Origin of the sequence: Prochlorococcus marinus CUG1433 (assembly GCA_017644425.1) — a bacterium.
Taxonomy (GTDB): domain Bacteria; phylum Cyanobacteriota; class Cyanobacteriia; order PCC-6307; family Cyanobiaceae; genus Prochlorococcus_A; species Prochlorococcus_A marinus_U.
The window spans coordinates 1,409,778-1,426,277 of the sequence record JAEPLN010000001.1 but is presented as its reverse complement, the minus strand read 5'-3'; the positions used below and the strand labels follow the sequence as shown (position 1 = coordinate 1,426,277).

Below are 16,500 nucleotides of genomic sequence, written 5' to 3'. Positions count from 1 at the left end.
ATTTAATCGTAAATTCATCAAAAAAAATATTTAGTGATTTATCAAAAAAGATACCAAAAAATCTTTTAATTCTATAAATAGATAAATTTAGTTCTCTCTTTAATTTGTTTTTATTATAAGAATTTTTCATTCTCTTTAGTACAAACTATATGATTTTTGTATTCTTTCTTTGATGCAATAGATATTGTCCAACTATAAAAATAAAATTGATTAATAGATAAATGTATTTTTTTATCTTTATTACTAAATATATTATTTCTTTTATTGAACTTCCATGAATCCATATCCCTAATAATAGATCCTCTTTCCCATTTTATTGCTGATTCCAAACCACACCAAAAATTTAGAATATCAAATTTATCTTTGAAAACATCTTGATTACTATTTCTAAGTAACTTTTTAGAAAGCAATTTATAATTAAATATCCTGTCTTTTCGTTCCATATCAACACCTATTCTTTTTTTATCCCAAGCAATAATAAGGGCATCTTTTGTATGGCTAATACTTATATAACCTAGATTATTAGGTAGTTGTGGTGGTTTGTTAGGATAAGCTATTATTGGAACTGAAAGTGGCTCTATTTTAAATAAACTGCTAAGGGATTCTCTTATATAACCTCTTGTCTCTAGAAATCTTTCTGACATTCTTGGTGATAAATCTCTAGCTATTTTTATTTCCTCATCAGAATTAATTTTCTGATAGCCTTTCAACTTAAAAAACCATAATCTAGTTTTATCCTGGTTAAAAAAATTATCTTTACTAATTATATTTTGATCAATTTTCAACTTATTAAATCTTATTTTTATATTTTGCTAGAAGCATATCTTTAATCGAAGCTAATTTACTTTGTGAAGAATTCATTCCAACTTTTCTAACTTCTTTTTGTGCATTACTATTTAATAAGGAATCATTAACTTCACATAATTGACAATTAGTAATTAAATCAGCATTTCTTTCCACTAGTATCCTAAGTGAAACTCTTGGTGTACCTTCATGTGTCGGGTAAGTGCCATGAAGAATGTACGGATGCCATACATAAAACTCTCCTGGTCTACCTATTAAAACTTCTTCTTCAAAAATTTCATTTTTAAGAAATATTTTTTTATTCTTAATTTCTATTTCATGTGGAAATACCATAGGACCAAATTTATGGCTATCTTTTAATACAACGAGAGGACTTTCTTTAAGAGAAACATTAGTTAAGTAATAATAAAAAGTCACAAAATCAGGGGTTCTAGAGGGAAAATCGATTATATCTTGATGAAAATCAATACCATTAAAATATGTCATTAATCTTTTATCTGGTTTTATATATTTTCCTAGATTTGCCTGAGCTTTTCCTCCTAAATCATTACTGACCCAATCTGGCATATAACTAGTAGGAACTCCTAAGACAAATTTATAATCTAATATTCTATATCTTTCTCCGCAAATCCTTTTAAAAGAATTTGTGATAGCTTCATTCTCAAAAAAATTCGAAATTTGCATTTTTTCTGCAATATTTCTGCCTGGCATAGGGTTAGTTTTAATGTTTATATATTTCTCACAATCTTTTTTATCGTTGATAAACAAATTTTCTATATCTATCTCTTTAAGTATTTTCTTTCCTAATTTTTCAGCATAATTTGTATCAATATTACCTATATATTCAAAGCCATTATTAATAAACATTTTTCTGATTTTTTATTATTTTACACCTTTAATCATCAAAAACTACAATATAAAGATTAGGAAAGAAAACCTGAATGATATCCATTCTCAAAATATGGATTAAGTTCAATAAAATTATTAAACAAGTTCTCACTGACAATCATTTGATTAGTAGATGACATAATATTTCCTAATCTGATATTATCGGTCGGTACTAATTTTAAATAATCATCAGATTCATTTTTTAAATAAAACATAAAAAGATTTGCACTTCCGCCAGAACCTTTTTTTAGCGCTATTTTTTGATCTATTCTTTTAATATATCTATCTATAGAAGTAGTCAAATTTTTAATTGATCTTTCGAAATTTTGTATTAATTTAGTGTTATCTATAATTTCATCATTTTCAGCTATTTTCACATTATTTCCTTTCTCGAAGACATAGCATAAACAATCTTGTTTTATTCCAATACTAAAAAATTCAGAAAGCTTATAATCATATCTGTTCATTATAGTTTTCAAATAAAATGTATTTAGGTGAGTACAGTGTTCAAAATTAAATAAATAGTATGGTGCAAATTTTGAGTAAAAATCAAAAGATGGGATTTCAATAAATATTTTGGCATTTCTGCAAGCTTCACTTTTCAATAGCAGATCAAAGTAATCACTAATATCTGGAATATGCTCACAAACATGTGACATAAAAATCGCATCATAAACAAAACCTGAAAAATCATTTAAATGTTCCTTTAGATCTTGCTTAATAAATCTTATGTTTTCATTACAATTTATTTTTTGTTCATTTTCTATAGAATAATCTAACACTGAAAGATTAGTTTTTTTGTCTAGGATAGATCCCACATTATTTATACCTCCACCTATTTCAAGTACATTAATTGGTTTGAATCTATCGAATGTTTTTTTCCAATGTATATGATTTTTTTTTACTTGATACTTAGGGGTATTGGTATATAAGTGTTTATAAAATTCAACTTTTTGTTTTTTATTACTAATAAAGCCGCAATTCAAGCATTTTTCAATGTGTAAGTCCCCAATTGGTTTTATTTTTTTTAATTTATGATCCTCTGGAAGAGAAGGCATTATAACTGGAAAATCAATAAGTTCTAGAACTGTTTCTGTGCGACTATTACAAATTGGGCAGTTATTCATTTATATTTTTTGGTTATGATAGCATTCCTAGGGATTAACTAATTTGAAAATCAATATAAATATATAAACTTTATAGTTGTCACTTTAAATATATCTTTTTTGTAAAGTTTGTGGGCAATGATCAATATTCCTTAGACTCAATCTAGACAAATTTATATTTGAAGAAACATATATAAAAACTATACAAGCATTTATTTTTAATTTAACTTTCGAAGCAATTTAAATAAAACTTTTTCATCTTTAATAATTTTTATACTATCTTTCTTGAAATGTAAATCTTGTTTTACATAATTGTTTTTAGATAAAAAGAAGATTCTTTTGGGTAAGTAAATTAAAGAAAGATTACTTTTTCTTGAAAATTCTCTAATAGCAGATGTTTGTCCTTCAAAGATCATATAGCTATTATTTAAATTAAATTGTTTATTCATAGTAATCACATTAATTTCATTAACTTGTTGTTTATAAAAATTAAATAGATAATTCTTACATGCTGGTCTAACAACAATATATGTTTTTCCTTTTACCCAAATTTTCCTAAATTCTTTCCATCTTTCAATAGTTTTATCAATATGAAATTCTGAATAATAGTTTGTCCAAGGATCTGCATAAGGGACTAAATTATTTGCAAAAACATATAAATCATTATTTTTTAATTTTGGATATTTATCATTTTTAATGATCTCGAAGCCATATTGCCTTTTAATAATCTTTCTTTTATTAAATAAGGTTGATGATAATTGCTTGTTAAAAAAATCTATATCATCGAAAAAGTGTTTATGCAATTCTATTGGCAGGAGAAAATTTGGGCTTTGCTCTAAATTATCCTCACAATGGTGATTCATTATGGGATTTCCACAAGAAATTCCATAACACCCCCCGTGTAATGCTATGTAGACACCCTTCCATTTCTTACTTATTTTTTTATTTTGTCTAGATAAATGATTTTCAAGGTATGATTGATGATTTGCGTAGCAAACAATTGAATTTACAATTTTAAACTTTGACAAAAAGATAATAAATCTATAAATTTCTCTACTTATTAATTCAGTTTTTGTATAGTAAATTTCTCTTAATTCATATAATTTATCCATATAAAATTTTAAGGGTTCAATTTTTCTTCGATTAGGATTTAATTTTATATTTTTAAAAAGCTTTTTTTTTGAAAAAATAATCAATTCTGCTGGAATTATTATTTCAAGATTATGATCTTTTTTTTTCTTATTAATATGTTGAAGCAAATCTTCTGCTACAGAATGCATAATTAAAATATTAAGTTTAATACTTCTTTTACTATCTTGTAGCCACCTTATTAATGAAATTATTTGGTATAAAAATAATTTTATTTTTATTAATTTGGGAATATTTATATCTACTATAAAATTGTTATGGTTTATTAATTTAGATATGGTAACTTTTTTATTTTCGCGTCTATTGAGATTATTTTGAATATTTTGATATTCAATAATCGATATATATCTTAAGCTATCAATTTGAATTCTTTCTTTAATAAGATTATCTTTAATCTTTTTTAATTCCTTTTTAAATAAGGAATTTGTCCTTAAAAATCTTTTTTTTATGCTTAATTTCTGATTATCAGCTTCATGTTCTAAACTATTTAAATCCATTTAATTTAGATTCCATATATTCTCCTTTTGATATTCTTACCAAAAAAGTTTCTCTTCCCAAATTTACTTAACAAAGAGAAGGAATAGTAAAATATATATATTTTAAAATCCTATCCATTCTTTGGTTATTATTAAAAATTGATGCACACAAAAAAATTCATTTAATAATTAACATTATCCTTTGATTTATTCATGAATTAATAAAATAGCGATTTCTCGAAAAAATCCCGGATTTAATTTTCCTTTTAATGATTTCTTTGGTATTCCAATACTTTTCTCATTTAAAGAATACTCAATTAATTCCTAGAAAAACTTTAGGGTTCCAAAAACTCTCTAAATGAGAAACTATTACTTCATTGTCTTACAAGCCATGAACTAGTTTTCAATAATATTTATAAAGAATTTTGTTTATTAACATTCTATTTTTTATTCCTAACTAATTTCTAACTACTAGTGCTTCTCTAAAAATATATTTTAAAGAGGTATATCACTTTGAAATCAACTCCTCAAGTTAAATGTTTGGAGAAACCTTTTTAATTCACAATATAAACGAACGTTGGATTTCATTTTTACCTATTTTTTTTAAGATTTTTAACAAAACCCCATTGTTGGAAGATACGTTAATAAAAAATTCTCCTCTACGAACTGACTTTATAGGTGGCAAAGGTTTATGGTTAGCTTTAACAAAAGCAATAATTTCAGTAACATCTTCTTTTTTTGATTTGTTGCTATTTAAACCAATCGAATTATCGGAATGCAAATATAAAGAACCAATCAGCTTCTCTTTTTTATAAATCAAATACCAAGCTATATAAGGATTAGATAAAACAAAATTATTGTGTTCTATTAACGATGGAGTATCTTTATGACTTATTGAATTTTTTCTATCCAATAACAGTTCATACAATTCACTAACTTGTTTAGATGTTGGGATAATTTTTTCAAAATTAAGAATCATAAGTATTCAAACCTTAGCCAAATTTTTCATATAATGACAATATCGTCAATGGCATAGTGAAAGGTAGACTATAAGATTTCATACAGCATACTCGTAATACAAAATATCAGCATCTTCCTTAACGAGAAGGAAACCCACAGCCTTAAATGATTTTTGACTTGGGATATTAATCGACTTTATTTCAGCATCAATAAATCTAACTCCTGAAAAAGACTTTTGAAAGAAAGATATAGCATCTATTAGACATCCTTTCGTTTTACGTTTACCACGCATTTTTGGAGATAGGTTGATTGAAATAATAGCTCTATTATCTTCTACATCAAAACGAACTATTGCAATTTTTTCACTAGTGCTTTCATCCTCACATATTAAAAGCAGTCTATCTGTATTAACAAGTGATGTCGCGAACCAAGTGGAATGAACTTTCCAATCAATTAAGTCGGTTTTTTTCGACATATATCTTGTAAGTTCATCATTTCGCCAATTAAATATATCTCTGCTATCAAAGTAGTTAGCTTTGCGAATGATTGGCATCTAGTGTCTATCCAATTTGCATTTTTATATTCTAACTATAAGTAAACCTCTTTATATCTACTATAAAATATATACTTGTCGAAGTTATAAGTGCTTAGTTAATCATTTTCTGCGTTTACTCCTAAAAATTTTTGCTTTTCAACGACAATAAAATTAATAAGCGGCTTTATTTTTAAAAACTCTCGATTCTATCTCATAGAATCTTTACGAATATCTCTTATTTATTTTTAAAAATAAAAAAATAATTTTTTAATTTCTTAAAATTTTTTAATAGAGCAAACTATAATGATTATCTGTAGAGTTTAATTTATTTCTTTTTTATTAATTTTGAAAAAATCAAAACTATCTTTTTATCTAAATGAAAAAAAATAAAAAAGTACATTTACCTTATGGCAGGCAAAATATAACAAAAAAAGATATTGAAGCTGTTGTTGAAATCCTCAAAAGTCCAACCATAACCCAAGGACCAACTGTCTCATTATTTGAAAAAAAAATCGCTACAAAAGTTAGAGCTAACAACGTTATTGCTGTAAATAGTGCTACTAGTGCCTTACATATAGCATGTTTAGCTCTTGGGCTGGAAGAGGGTGATTGGCTTTGGACCTCTCCAATCACTTTCGTTGCATCTGCTAATTGCGCATTATATTGTAAAGCGAATGTTGACTTCGTGGATATAAACCCTCTTACGGGTCTAATGAGTGTAGAGGCTTTGAAAATAAAACTTAAAAAAGCTGAGATTCAAGGGAAAATTCCAAAAATTGTTGTACCAGTCCACTTGGCTGGTGCTAGTTGTGATATGAAGGGAATTAGAGATTTAGCAAAGAAATACAAATTTTCAATTATTGAAGATGCAAGTCATGCCATAGGAGGTATGTACAAAAGTAAACCAGTAGGTTCATGCGAATATAGTGATATTTGTGTATTTAGCCTTCATCCAGTAAAGATAATAACAACTGGAGAGGGAGGTCTTGCAACTACAAATAAAAAAAATCTTGCCCAGAAAATGTATGATTTAAGGAGTCATGGTATTACAAAAGATCAACGTAGATTTAAAAGAGAATCTCCTGGGCCATGGGCATATGAGCAACAAACACTTGGATTCAATTACAGGATGACTGACTTCCAGGCTGCCTTAGGAATTAGTCAATTAAAAAGACTTGAAAAAATTGTTTCAGAGAGAAATAAACAATATATTATTTATGATGAATTGCTATCAGATCTTCCAGTAAATTTGCTTAAAATTATGAAAGGTGTAAAATCATCAGTACATTTAGGCATAATTCGTTTGGAAGAATCTAATTCTAAATCTCATAAAAAAGTTTTTAAGTTTTTGAGAGATTCTGGAATAGGAGTCCAATTACATTATTCCCCTGTGCATTTACAGACTTATTACAGGGATTTAGGTTTTACTGATGGAGATTTCCCCGAATCAGAGGCCTACGCAAAATCTTGTTTTTCATTACCTCTTTATCCAGGACTAAAAAGTGATGAAATTAAATATGTTGTAAAGATGATAAGTAAAGCTTTAGATGTTTAAATATATCCATAAATTAGGATTAGGTACTGCTCAATGGGGATTAGATTATGGGATATCTAACACTGCTGGAAAATCATCTAAAAAGGAAGTTAGAAAAATATTAGAATTAGCATCTTCAGCAGGAATAGGAATAATTGATACAGCAAGTATATATGGGGATTCTGAAAAAATTATTGGAAAAAGCAATTTAAATGAATTCAAGATTGTCACAAAAACTAATCCAAGTTTGATAAGACCAAACAAAACTATAAACACAAGTTTTTTTGAATCTTTAGATAATTTAGGTTTAAAAAAAATTTACGGTTTATTACTACATAATTGCGATGAAATTTTCTCTCGTGATTCTAAAACTAAAATAAATGAATTAATGGATCTTAAAAATCTAGGGTATGTTAGTAAGATTGGTTTCTCTGCATACAATAAAAATCAAATACTGAAAGCGTTAAAATTTTTTAAACCAGATATTATTCAACTTCCATTTAACGTTTTTGACCAAAGTTTGCTCCATGATGGAACTTTAGAATTACTTAAATCTTTGAATATAGAAATTCATGCTAGATCTTCGTTTTTGCAGGGGTTATTACTAATGGATATTTCAAAGATCCCAAAATACTTTAATAAATGGAGTGCACATCTTGAAAAATGGCAACATTATTGTTCTACAATCAATTCATCGCCAAAATCAGTTGCTTTAACTTTTTCTGCATCTCAAAAATTAATCGACAAGGTAATAGTAGGAGTAGAGAATGAAATTCAATTACTAGAATTAATGAATATCCCTAAAATCTCGACCGAACTAGAACTAAAATTCTTGACCTGCATAGATGAAGATCTGATAAATCCATCAAAATGGAATTTTTGAATGATTAATAAAAACAAATTAGTTATAGGAGTTCAATGTAGAATTTCATCATCAAGACTCCCTGGGAAAGCACTATTAAAGCTTGAAGACACAACTGTTTTGGGGATGTGTTTAACAAGAGCAATACTTAGTGGATATCAAGTCTACCTTTTAACAAGTGAAGAAAAATCAGATGATATTTTAGAGACTGAAGCTAGAAATTTAGGGGTGGATGGGATTATTAGAGGTTCTTTAAAAAATGTGTTAAGTAGGTTTATTTCTTTATCAAATAAAACAGATGCAGATTATATAATTAGAGTCACCGCTGATAATCCATTAACTGAATTTAGATTTATAAATGAATTATCCAATTTTGTAATAAGTAAGAACTACCTTTATGCAACTATGAATAATAAAATTTGTCCAGAAGGTACCAATTTAGAAATTTTCTCTTCAAAAGCCCTAAAAGATTCTTTTAAAAATGATAAAAGTGAAGAAAATCTTGAACATGTTACTTCTCATATGAGAGAAATTTCTATTAAAGAACAATTCTTAATTAATAATTATTTGGGTTATAAAAATAATCAATATGAAAAAATGAGTTTTACAATTGATAATCTTGAAGATTATGTAAAAGTTTCAAAACTCATTAAAAAAGTAAAAAAAGAATATAATTGTGATTGGCGTAAAGACGACTTTGTAAGTCTCATTATAAATTACATAAAATTAAAGGGTACTGAATTTTACACAACTAGAAATCATCCCCTAGAAAATTAATGGATACAATAATTTTAACAGGTCCAACAAGTCATCTTGGGATTGAGATTCTAAAAAAATTAATAATAAATTATAACGTCATAGGTATAAGTAGATCTGCTTCTAAACTTACATCTATTTTTAAGAAATCATCTCCAAAAGGTACTTATTTACCTTTAGATATAGATTTAGGACGGGAGGAAATTTCAAAAATTATTTCCCAAATAAAAGAGAAACTAATTGAACTAAATAGTGAGCCTAGAGGTTTAGTGAATAATGCATTCACTTCTTACCCATCCTCCTCTCTTGCTATTGATAAAAAATCAGTAAAAGATTCCGCCGAAGGTTTATTTGGCTTACAAGTAAGACTTGCAATCGAATTTGCCAATTTAGTAAAGAATAATAATCAAGGAAGTATTGTAAATATCAGTAGCATTTATGGAAAAGTATCACCTCGACCAAGCATGTATGAAACTGTTAAAGAAATAAATCCAATTCTCTATGGCAGTCTTAAAGCAGCTTTAATACAATCAACCAAATTTCTATCAATGACTTTAGCTCCACAGGGTATTAGGGTTAATTCAGTAAGTTATGGAGTATTTCCATCAAAAAAAGTTCAAAATTCGAAGCCAGACTTTGTCAAAAGATTAGCTAATAATACCCATTTAAAAAGAATTGGGAATGCTTCTGAAGCTGCAGGAATAATTGAATTTCTTCTTTCAGAATCTTCCTCCTACATTACAGGTGCTGATATACCTGTTGATGGAGGATGGACTTCATGGTAAATAAACTGAATTACAGTGACAAAAGTTTATTTGATCATTTAAAGGAGTTATTTCCTATCTGTAGATCAATAACAGGAGATGGAATAAGTTTAAGTTTAAGTTATTTTGAGAAATACCATAAGGAGTACCAAAGACTAGAATTTAAAACTGGTGAAAAAATTTTTGACTGGGTAGTGCCATTAGAATGGAATATCAAAGATGCCTATATTGAAAATTTAATAACAAAAGAAAGATTTGCAGAATTCAAGAAAAATAATCTGCATATTGTTGGGTATTCAGTGCCAATAAATAAAACGCTTGACTTAGATGAATTTTCAGAAAGAATTCATATCCATAAAGATAATAAATATTTAATTCCTTATGTAACTAGTTACTACAAGAAATACTGGGGTTTTTGTATGTCTAAGAAAGAAAAAGATTCTTTGAAAAAAGGTTTGTATAAAGTTTTTATTAATTCAACCCTTAAAAAGGGGAAATTAAATTTAAGTCATGCAATTATTAAAGGTAATTCCACAAAGGAAATATTATTTAGCTCTTACTTATGTCATCCCTCTATGGCAAATAATGAGCTAAGCGGGCCTGTGGTTCTTAATGCGCTTCTTGATTATATAAAAACAAATTACAAAAAAAGAAAATATACATACAGATTTATAATGCAACCAGAGACGATTGGGTCAATAGCTTATCTATCAAAATTTAAAGACGAGCTTATAAAAAAAGTTATTTGTGGTTTTAATTTAAGCTGTGTAGGCGATGAAAGAGCATACTCTTATGTAAGTAGTCCATTTGAAAATACATTAGCTGATAAGGCAATATATTCTGCAATTAGTAAATTTAGGAGCTTTAAGAAATATTCATTTCTTGAAAGAGGCTCAGACGAAAGGCAATACTGCTCCCCAAGGATAAAACTACCATTAATAACTTTTTCGAGAAGTAAATTCGGAGAATATCCTGAATATCATTCAGATGCAGATAATTTAAATCTTGTAACTAATAAAGGATTAAATGAATCATTAGATGTATTAAAAACAATAATAGATGCTTTTGAAGAAGGACTGTATCCAAAATTGTTAACTTATGGAGAACCGCAATTAGGTAGAAGAAATTTATATCCTAATTTGAGTAAAAGTGAGAAAATTAATTCAGTAAAACTCAGAATGGATTTCATGGCTTATTGTGATGGCAAAACAAATATATTTGATATATGCAAAATTATTAATTGTGATTTATATTCACTACTCAAAGAATATAAATTACTAAAGAAAGAAAATATTGTTGAATAAAATTCTTTACCAATCATTTAATCTTTACTAAATAATTTGATATAATAATAATCATCCTTTTAGAGATTTTATGCACTTTTTAGATTCAAAGCATAAAGTAAATGAAAAAAATAAAAGACTCCTAAAAGATGGTTTTTTAAATTTTATGGCTGCAGAAAAATTTAATGAATCAAATTTTTTACTTCTTTTTGTAAACTTAGTGCAATAAAAGAAATATTTTTATAAATGGTCAAAGAATTAAAAATAAAAGATAAAAAAATTGGACCAAATCATCCTCCCTATTTAATAGCGGAAATGTCTGCCAATCATAATGGATCATTAGAAAAAGCTTTAGAGACTATAAGGGTAGCTTCTGAATGTGGAGCCGACGCTATTAAAATCCAAACTTACACAGCTGATACAATGACAATAGATTCTGATAATGAAGAATTTTTGATCAAGGGAGGATTATGGAATGGATTCAAATTATACGATTTATATAAATGGGCTGAAACTCCCTATGATTGGCACGAAAAGTTATTTAAATATGCAGAAAGTTTAGGTCTCACAATTTTTTCTACTCCTTTTGACGAGACAGCTGTTGATTTATTAGAAAAATTAAATACTCCAGCTTATAAAATTGCCTCTTTTGAACTAATAGATATTCCACTAATTAAATATATTGCAAGTAAGCAAAAACCAGTTATTTTTTCAACGGGCATGTCTTCTGAGAAGGAGATTATAGAAGCAATAGAAACTATGCATGCTGAAAATAATTACCAAATAATTCTCCTTCATTGTATTAGTAGTTATCCAGCTCCTCCTGAAAAGTCCAACTTAAATCAAATAAAAAATATTGCAAATAAATTCAATGTAATTTCTGGCCTATCTGATCATACCCTTGGGACAACAGTTTCAACTGCTGCTGTTGCTTTGGGCGCATCTGTTATTGAGAAGCACTTTACGTTAAACCGCGCTGAAAAAAGTCCTGATAGTGAATTTTCTATAGAGCCACAAGAACTAACTACACTTCGAAAAAGTACAAAAAAGGCTTGGCTATCTTTGGGAAATGAGGGTTTTGATAGAGATAATGTTGAATCTCAAAGTAAACTTCTTAGAAGATCTATTTATTTCATTAAAGATAAAAAAGCAGGAGAAATAGTGACAAAAAATGATATTAAAAGGATAAGACCAGGCAATGGACTTTCTCCCAAATTTGAAGAAAAAATTATTGGGAAAAAACTTAAAACTAATGTATATAGAGGAGACCCTACAAGCTGGGAAGTATTTACATAAACAAAAATATTTTAAAAAGAGTCTTTTAATTATTCATATTAATTTTGATCTAACAACTTTTTCTTCATACTAAAAAAATAAATAAAATTATTTACTATATAAATTGTTTACGAAGATTTATTTGATTAATTTTTAGAGAACCAAACAATATGTATTAAGGGAACAAATTCATATTATGAAATCATATATTTTTAGAATTTATATAAACTAAACCAATTGAATAAGCAAAATATCTTAATCCAGTATTAATATACAAATTTTTGCAATTCTTGATTAATTCCAAATCTCAACAAAAATAAATTCATATATTTAGACCATTATCTAAATCCATCTTCTAGGTTAATTTAAGTAGGGGTTTTTCTTCAAAGTTAAATTCAGATTAAAAAATTTAATTATAATTTATAATATTAACTTATGACTGAATAAGGATTAAATGGAAATTAAAAATATATGTTGTATTGGTGCAGGATATGTTGGAGGTCCAACTATGGCAGTGATTGCAGATAAATGTCCAAATTTACAGATTGAAGTTGTTGACTTAAACGAAGATAGAATTAAAAACTGGAATAATAGTGATCTTACGCAACTTCCAATTTATGAACCCGGTCTTGCGAATATTGTTAAAAGGCGCAGAGGGAAAAATTTACATTTTTCCAACAAAATTGAAGAAAAAATTAAATCTGCAGATATGGTTTTTATCTCGGTAAATACTCCCACAAAAAAATTTGGAGTAGGTGCCGGGAAAGCAAGTGATCTCAAATGGGTGGAGGCTTGTGCTAGACAAGTCGCAAAGTTTTCAAGCGGGCACACTATTGTGATCGAGAAAAGTACCTTACCAGTCAGAACGGCAGAAGTAATTAAATCTATTCTAAAAGCCCCAAATAATACATCCAAAGAAATTAAAGGAGAAACAACTTTTGATGTCTTGTCTAATCCTGAATTCCTCTCAGAAGGAACAGCAATTGATGATCTTGAGAATCCAGATAGAGTTCTTATTGGAGGAGAAAGTAAAGAAGCTATTGAGATGTTATGCAGTATTTACAAAGAATGGGTACCAGAAGAAAAAATATTACGAACAAATATATGGAGTAGTGAATTAGCTAAGCTTACTGCGAATGCTTTTTTGGCTCAAAGAATTAGTTCAATAAATTCAATAAGCGCCTTATGTGAAGCGACAGGAGCTGATGTAAGAGAAGTTTCAAGAGCTATTGGATCTGATAGTAGGATAGGCTCAAAATTCTTAGATTCTGGTCCTGGATTTGGCGGAAGTTGTTTTAAAAAAGATATCTTAAATTTAGTTTATTTGTGCGAACATTTTGGACTTCAAGAAGTTGCAGATTTCTGGGAAAGTGTTGTTACTTTAAACAAGTGGCATCAACATAGGATTTCCAATCTTGTTACTAAGAAGTTGTTTGGAACTTTGGCAAACAAAAAAATACTTATTTTAGGTTTCGCATTTAAAGCCAATACAAATGATACTAGAGAATCAGCTGCAATTCAGATATGCAAAGATTTATTAGAGGAAGGTGCAGATCTTTATATTCATGACCCAAAAGTATCTTTCAAGCAAATTGAAATTGATTTAGGAATTAAGCAAAAAATACCTGGTGATGAAAATAAAATCAATTCACATTCCATTTGTGAAGGAAATTGGTTTTTCGTAAATAATCATTTGGATGCATTTGATAATGTAGATGCGATAATAATTCTTACAGAATGGGACATTTATAAAGAAATTGATTGGAATAATATTTCAAAAAAAATGAGGAGGCCAGGTTGGGTTTTTGATGCAAGATCAATAACTAAAAAAGAGACAATTAGAGCAGCTGGGTTGAATGTCTGGAGATTGGGTGATGGAGTAAAAGAGTGAACTATTCGTAACCATTAATGTTCTGTTTTTTCCACTGCCATCCATCTCTACACATCATTTTTAAATCTCTAATAGGCAGCCAATTAAGTTTTTCTTTAGCTAAAGTTATGTCAGCGACTAAACGAGCTACATCACCCTTTCTTTTTTTTGAGAAAAAATAAGGAATTTCTATATTATTTACAGATTGAAAGATTGAAATAAGTTCTAAAACACTTGTTCCATTTCCTGTACCTAAATTTAAATGGATTATTTCTCCATTATTTTTGAATAAGTACTCAAGAGCAGATACATGTCCATCTGCTAAATCCATAACATGAATATAATCTCTAACTCCCGTTCCATCATATGTATCCCAGTCGTTTCCATAAATAATTAATTTTTTTCTTTGTCCTAATGCTACATCATTAATAATTGGGAATATATTGTTTGGCGGATCTAAGGGGTTTTCTCCAATTAAGCCAGATGGATGCGCTCCTATAGGATTGAAATATCTCAATATTGATACCGACCAGCTATTCGAACTTAAATATAAATTTTGTAGAATTTTCTCAATTATTATTTTTGTTTCTCCATAAGGATTAATGGGTTCTGCATTTGTATCTTCTTTTAGATTACAATACTCTCCATTATTTCCATAAATTGTTGCGCTGCTACTAAAGACTATCTTCTTACAATTAAATTTTTCCATAATTTTTAGAAGATTAATTGTACTTATAACATTAAAATCAAAATACCTCAAAGGATCCTTTATTGATTCTGAAACTGCTTTTAAACCGGCAAAATGGATAACGGCATCAACTTGTTTTGACTCTGATGTATTATTTTTAAATATATTTTCTAGTTTCGATTCATCTCTTAAATCACATTGATAAAATAATAGTTGTTTATTAAAATCGTTTTTAGTAGATAAGATAATTTTTTTTATTCTTTCTATTACTTTTTTTTTACTATTTATTAATGAATCTACAATTAAAATTTTATAACCTTTTTCTAATAATGTTACGCAGGTATGACTTCCAACAAAGCCTAAACCTCCGGTAACTAATATTGTTTTCATTTTTATCTGAAATTTTAATATTATAGGATTTTTTAGATTAATACAATTAAAATAAAAAAGGTTTGTTTAAAAAGGTAAAAGGAGATTATAAAAAATAATGGTATTTTTATTTTTTTTATAGTCAGCTTTACCTTATCGACTATTTTTGTGCCTTTTATTATAAAAATTGGTACTAAATTTAGATTATTTGACCAACCCGATATAAAAAGAAAAAGAAACTATAAAGAAAAAGTAAGAATTGGTGGAATAGCTCCTTTTTTATCAATTTTACTTTCAATATTCATTTGTTTTTTTCTGAATCAATTCAATATATATCCTTTCGAATTTGAATTAAATTATTATTTGATTTCGTCTCTAATTTTTTATTTTTTTCTAGGTCTATTTGAAGATATTTATGGTATTCGATTATTTAAGAGACTTTTAATGCAAATACTTTTTGGTATATTTATATGGAAATTCGGATACAGAGTAGAAACGCTAAATTTATTCTTTCCCTTCAGTAATCAATTTATTTTTGAATTAAGTAATTTTACAAGCTTAATTTTTTCAATTTTATGGTTTGCAGGTTTAGTAAATGCAATAAATTGGATTGATGGCCTAGATGGTCTCGCTGCAGGCCAATCAATCATAATGTTGTTGGCTATTAGTTACATATGCTTTCAAAATAACTTTTTAAATGAAAGCATAATTGGAATAATAATTGCTGGTTCTTTTTTAGGATTTTTAAAATATAACTATTATCCCTCTTCAGTTCTTATGGGTGATGGTGGCTCCTATTTATTAGGATCTTCACTTGCTTTCTTAAGTTTAATTTCAACAAGTAATTTTAATCAAATTTATACACAGCCATTATCTTCCAACATTAACTTACTAATAATTTATCCGATACTGTTTATTCCATTAACAGATATGATTTTTGTAATAGCCAAGAGATTTCTATCTAATTCCTCAATTTTTTATCCTGATAGAAGACATTTTCATTATTATTTACACGATAGTGGTATTAATCATAATGCGACTGTAAAAATAGTCATATGTATGACTTTATTTTTTTCATCAGTCGGTTTAGCTATTTTTACTAAAAATATATTTCTTATTTTCTTCCCTTTTCTAATAATGGCTTATCAACTTTACAATTCAAACGTAAAATCCTAGTTTAT

At 27.6% G+C, this 16,500-nt stretch carries 15 protein-coding genes; 8 read left to right on the top strand and 7 right to left on the bottom strand.

The genetic code is table 11. The features are described 5' to 3' along the window. Window positions 1-113: 113 nt before the first annotated feature. The 6 genes from JJ842_08005 to JJ842_07980 all read right to left on the bottom strand — a co-directional run bounded on the left by JJ842_08005 (window position 114) and on the right by JJ842_07980 (window position 5,936). Entirely contained in the window at window positions 114-785 is a 672-nt protein-coding gene (locus JJ842_08005; GenBank protein ID MBO6971853.1) for a 4-phosphopantetheinyl transferase, read from the bottom strand. A 4-nt stretch (window positions 786-789) separates the two neighbouring features. Beyond that, entirely contained in the window at window positions 790-1,671 is an 882-nt protein-coding gene (locus JJ842_08000) for a phytanoyl-CoA dioxygenase family protein (GenBank protein MBO6971852.1), read from the bottom strand. Window positions 1,672-1,727: 56 nt separating this feature from the next. Next, complete coding sequence (locus JJ842_07995) at window positions 1,728-2,819, bottom strand: hypothetical protein (protein ID MBO6971851.1); 1,092 nt, start codon at window positions 2,817-2,819, stop codon at window positions 1,728-1,730. A gap of 197 nt (window positions 2,820-3,016) precedes the next feature. Further along, the gene (locus JJ842_07990) at window positions 3,017-4,444 is read right to left on the bottom strand and encodes a hypothetical protein (protein MBO6971850.1); all 1,428 of its coding nucleotides are present in this window, start codon (window positions 4,442-4,444) and stop codon (window positions 3,017-3,019) included. Between the two features lie 538 nt (window positions 4,445-4,982). Then, window positions 4,983-5,402, bottom strand: coding sequence for a hypothetical protein (locus tag JJ842_07985; GenBank protein ID MBO6971849.1), 420 nt, complete (start codon window positions 5,400-5,402; stop codon window positions 4,983-4,985). Between the two features lie 78 nt (window positions 5,403-5,480). Further along, window positions 5,481-5,936, bottom strand: coding sequence for a GNAT family N-acetyltransferase (locus JJ842_07980; protein ID MBO6971848.1), 456 nt, complete (start codon window positions 5,934-5,936; stop codon window positions 5,481-5,483). A 358-nt stretch (window positions 5,937-6,294) separates the two neighbouring features. On the opposite strand from JJ842_07980, the gene pseC reads away from it, so the two are divergent. From pseC to JJ842_07945, 7 genes are all read left to right on the top strand, one after another. Continuing rightward, on the top strand, window positions 6,295-7,473 hold the full coding sequence (pseC, locus tag JJ842_07975; protein MBO6971847.1) for a UDP-4-amino-4,6-dideoxy-N-acetyl-beta-L-altrosamine transaminase: 1,179 nt from the start codon (window positions 6,295-6,297) through the stop codon (window positions 7,471-7,473). Further along, window positions 7,466-8,335 carry an aldo/keto reductase gene (locus JJ842_07970; protein ID MBO6971846.1) on the top strand — a complete coding sequence of 290 codons (870 nt, stop codon included), beginning with the start codon at window positions 7,466-7,468 and terminating at the stop codon, window positions 8,333-8,335. Before pseC ends, JJ842_07970 begins: the two co-directional genes overlap by 8 nt. After that, window positions 8,336-9,091, top strand: a complete 756-nt coding sequence (locus JJ842_07965; GenBank protein ID MBO6971845.1) for a hypothetical protein — start codon at window positions 8,336-8,338, stop codon at window positions 9,089-9,091. After that, window positions 9,091-9,855 carry an SDR family oxidoreductase gene (locus JJ842_07960; protein MBO6971844.1) on the top strand — a complete coding sequence of 255 codons (765 nt, stop codon included), beginning with the start codon at window positions 9,091-9,093 and terminating at the stop codon, window positions 9,853-9,855. The genes JJ842_07965 and JJ842_07960 overlap by 1 nt, the downstream gene beginning before the upstream one ends. Beyond that, window positions 9,849-11,138 carry a DUF4910 domain-containing protein gene (locus JJ842_07955; protein ID MBO6971843.1) on the top strand — a complete coding sequence of 430 codons (1,290 nt, stop codon included), beginning with the start codon at window positions 9,849-9,851 and terminating at the stop codon, window positions 11,136-11,138. Before JJ842_07960 ends, JJ842_07955 begins: the two co-directional genes overlap by 7 nt. A gap of 225 nt (window positions 11,139-11,363) precedes the next feature. Next, window positions 11,364-12,413 (top strand): pseudaminic acid synthase, encoded by a 1,050-nt coding sequence (gene pseI, locus JJ842_07950; GenBank protein MBO6971842.1) that lies wholly within the window; start codon window positions 11,364-11,366, stop codon window positions 12,411-12,413. 433 nt (window positions 12,414-12,846) lie between these two features. After that, window positions 12,847-14,283, top strand: a complete 1,437-nt coding sequence (locus JJ842_07945; GenBank protein ID MBO6971841.1) for a nucleotide sugar dehydrogenase — start codon at window positions 12,847-12,849, stop codon at window positions 14,281-14,283. Window position 14,284: 1 nt separating this feature from the next. Here the strand turns inward: JJ842_07945 and galE are convergent, their stop codons facing one another. Continuing rightward, window positions 14,285-15,340 carry a UDP-glucose 4-epimerase GalE gene (galE, locus tag JJ842_07940; protein ID MBO6971840.1) on the bottom strand — a complete coding sequence of 352 codons (1,056 nt, stop codon included), beginning with the start codon at window positions 15,338-15,340 and terminating at the stop codon, window positions 14,285-14,287. 147 nt (window positions 15,341-15,487) lie between these two features. Here galE and JJ842_07935 point away from each other — a divergent pair, with 147 nt between their 5' ends. Continuing rightward, window positions 15,488-16,495, top strand: coding sequence for an undecaprenyl/decaprenyl-phosphate alpha-N-acetylglucosaminyl 1-phosphate transferase (locus JJ842_07935; protein MBO6971839.1), 1,008 nt, complete (start codon window positions 15,488-15,490; stop codon window positions 16,493-16,495). The last annotated feature ends 5 nt before the right edge of the window (window positions 16,496-16,500 follow it).

Coding starts and splice junctions, on each gene's coding strand:
- JJ842_08000 (MBO6971852.1), bottom strand. CDS start 1,671: ATGTTTATTAATAATGGCTTTGAATATATAGGTAATATTGATACAAAT.
- JJ842_07995 (MBO6971851.1), bottom strand. CDS start 2,819: ATGAATAACTGCCCAATTTGTAATAGTCGCACAGAAACAGTTCTAGAA.
- JJ842_07990 (MBO6971850.1), bottom strand. CDS start 4,444: ATGGATTTAAATAGTTTAGAACATGAAGCTGATAATCAGAAATTAAGC.
- JJ842_07985 (MBO6971849.1), bottom strand. CDS start 5,402: ATGATTCTTAATTTTGAAAAAATTATCCCAACATCTAAACAAGTTAGT.
- JJ842_07980 (MBO6971848.1), bottom strand. CDS start 5,936: ATGCCAATCATTCGCAAAGCTAACTACTTTGATAGCAGAGATATATTT.
- pseC (MBO6971847.1), top strand. CDS start 6,295: ATGAAAAAAAATAAAAAAGTACATTTACCTTATGGCAGGCAAAATATA.
- JJ842_07970 (MBO6971846.1), top strand. CDS start 7,466: ATGTTTAAATATATCCATAAATTAGGATTAGGTACTGCTCAATGGGGA.
- JJ842_07965 (MBO6971845.1), top strand. CDS start 8,336: ATGATTAATAAAAACAAATTAGTTATAGGAGTTCAATGTAGAATTTCA.
- JJ842_07960 (MBO6971844.1), top strand. CDS start 9,091: ATGGATACAATAATTTTAACAGGTCCAACAAGTCATCTTGGGATTGAG.
- JJ842_07955 (MBO6971843.1), top strand. CDS start 9,849: ATGGTAAATAAACTGAATTACAGTGACAAAAGTTTATTTGATCATTTA.
- pseI (MBO6971842.1), top strand. CDS start 11,364: ATGGTCAAAGAATTAAAAATAAAAGATAAAAAAATTGGACCAAATCAT.
- JJ842_07945 (MBO6971841.1), top strand. CDS start 12,847: ATGGAAATTAAAAATATATGTTGTATTGGTGCAGGATATGTTGGAGGT.
- galE (MBO6971840.1), bottom strand. CDS start 15,340: ATGAAAACAATATTAGTTACCGGAGGTTTAGGCTTTGTTGGAAGTCAT.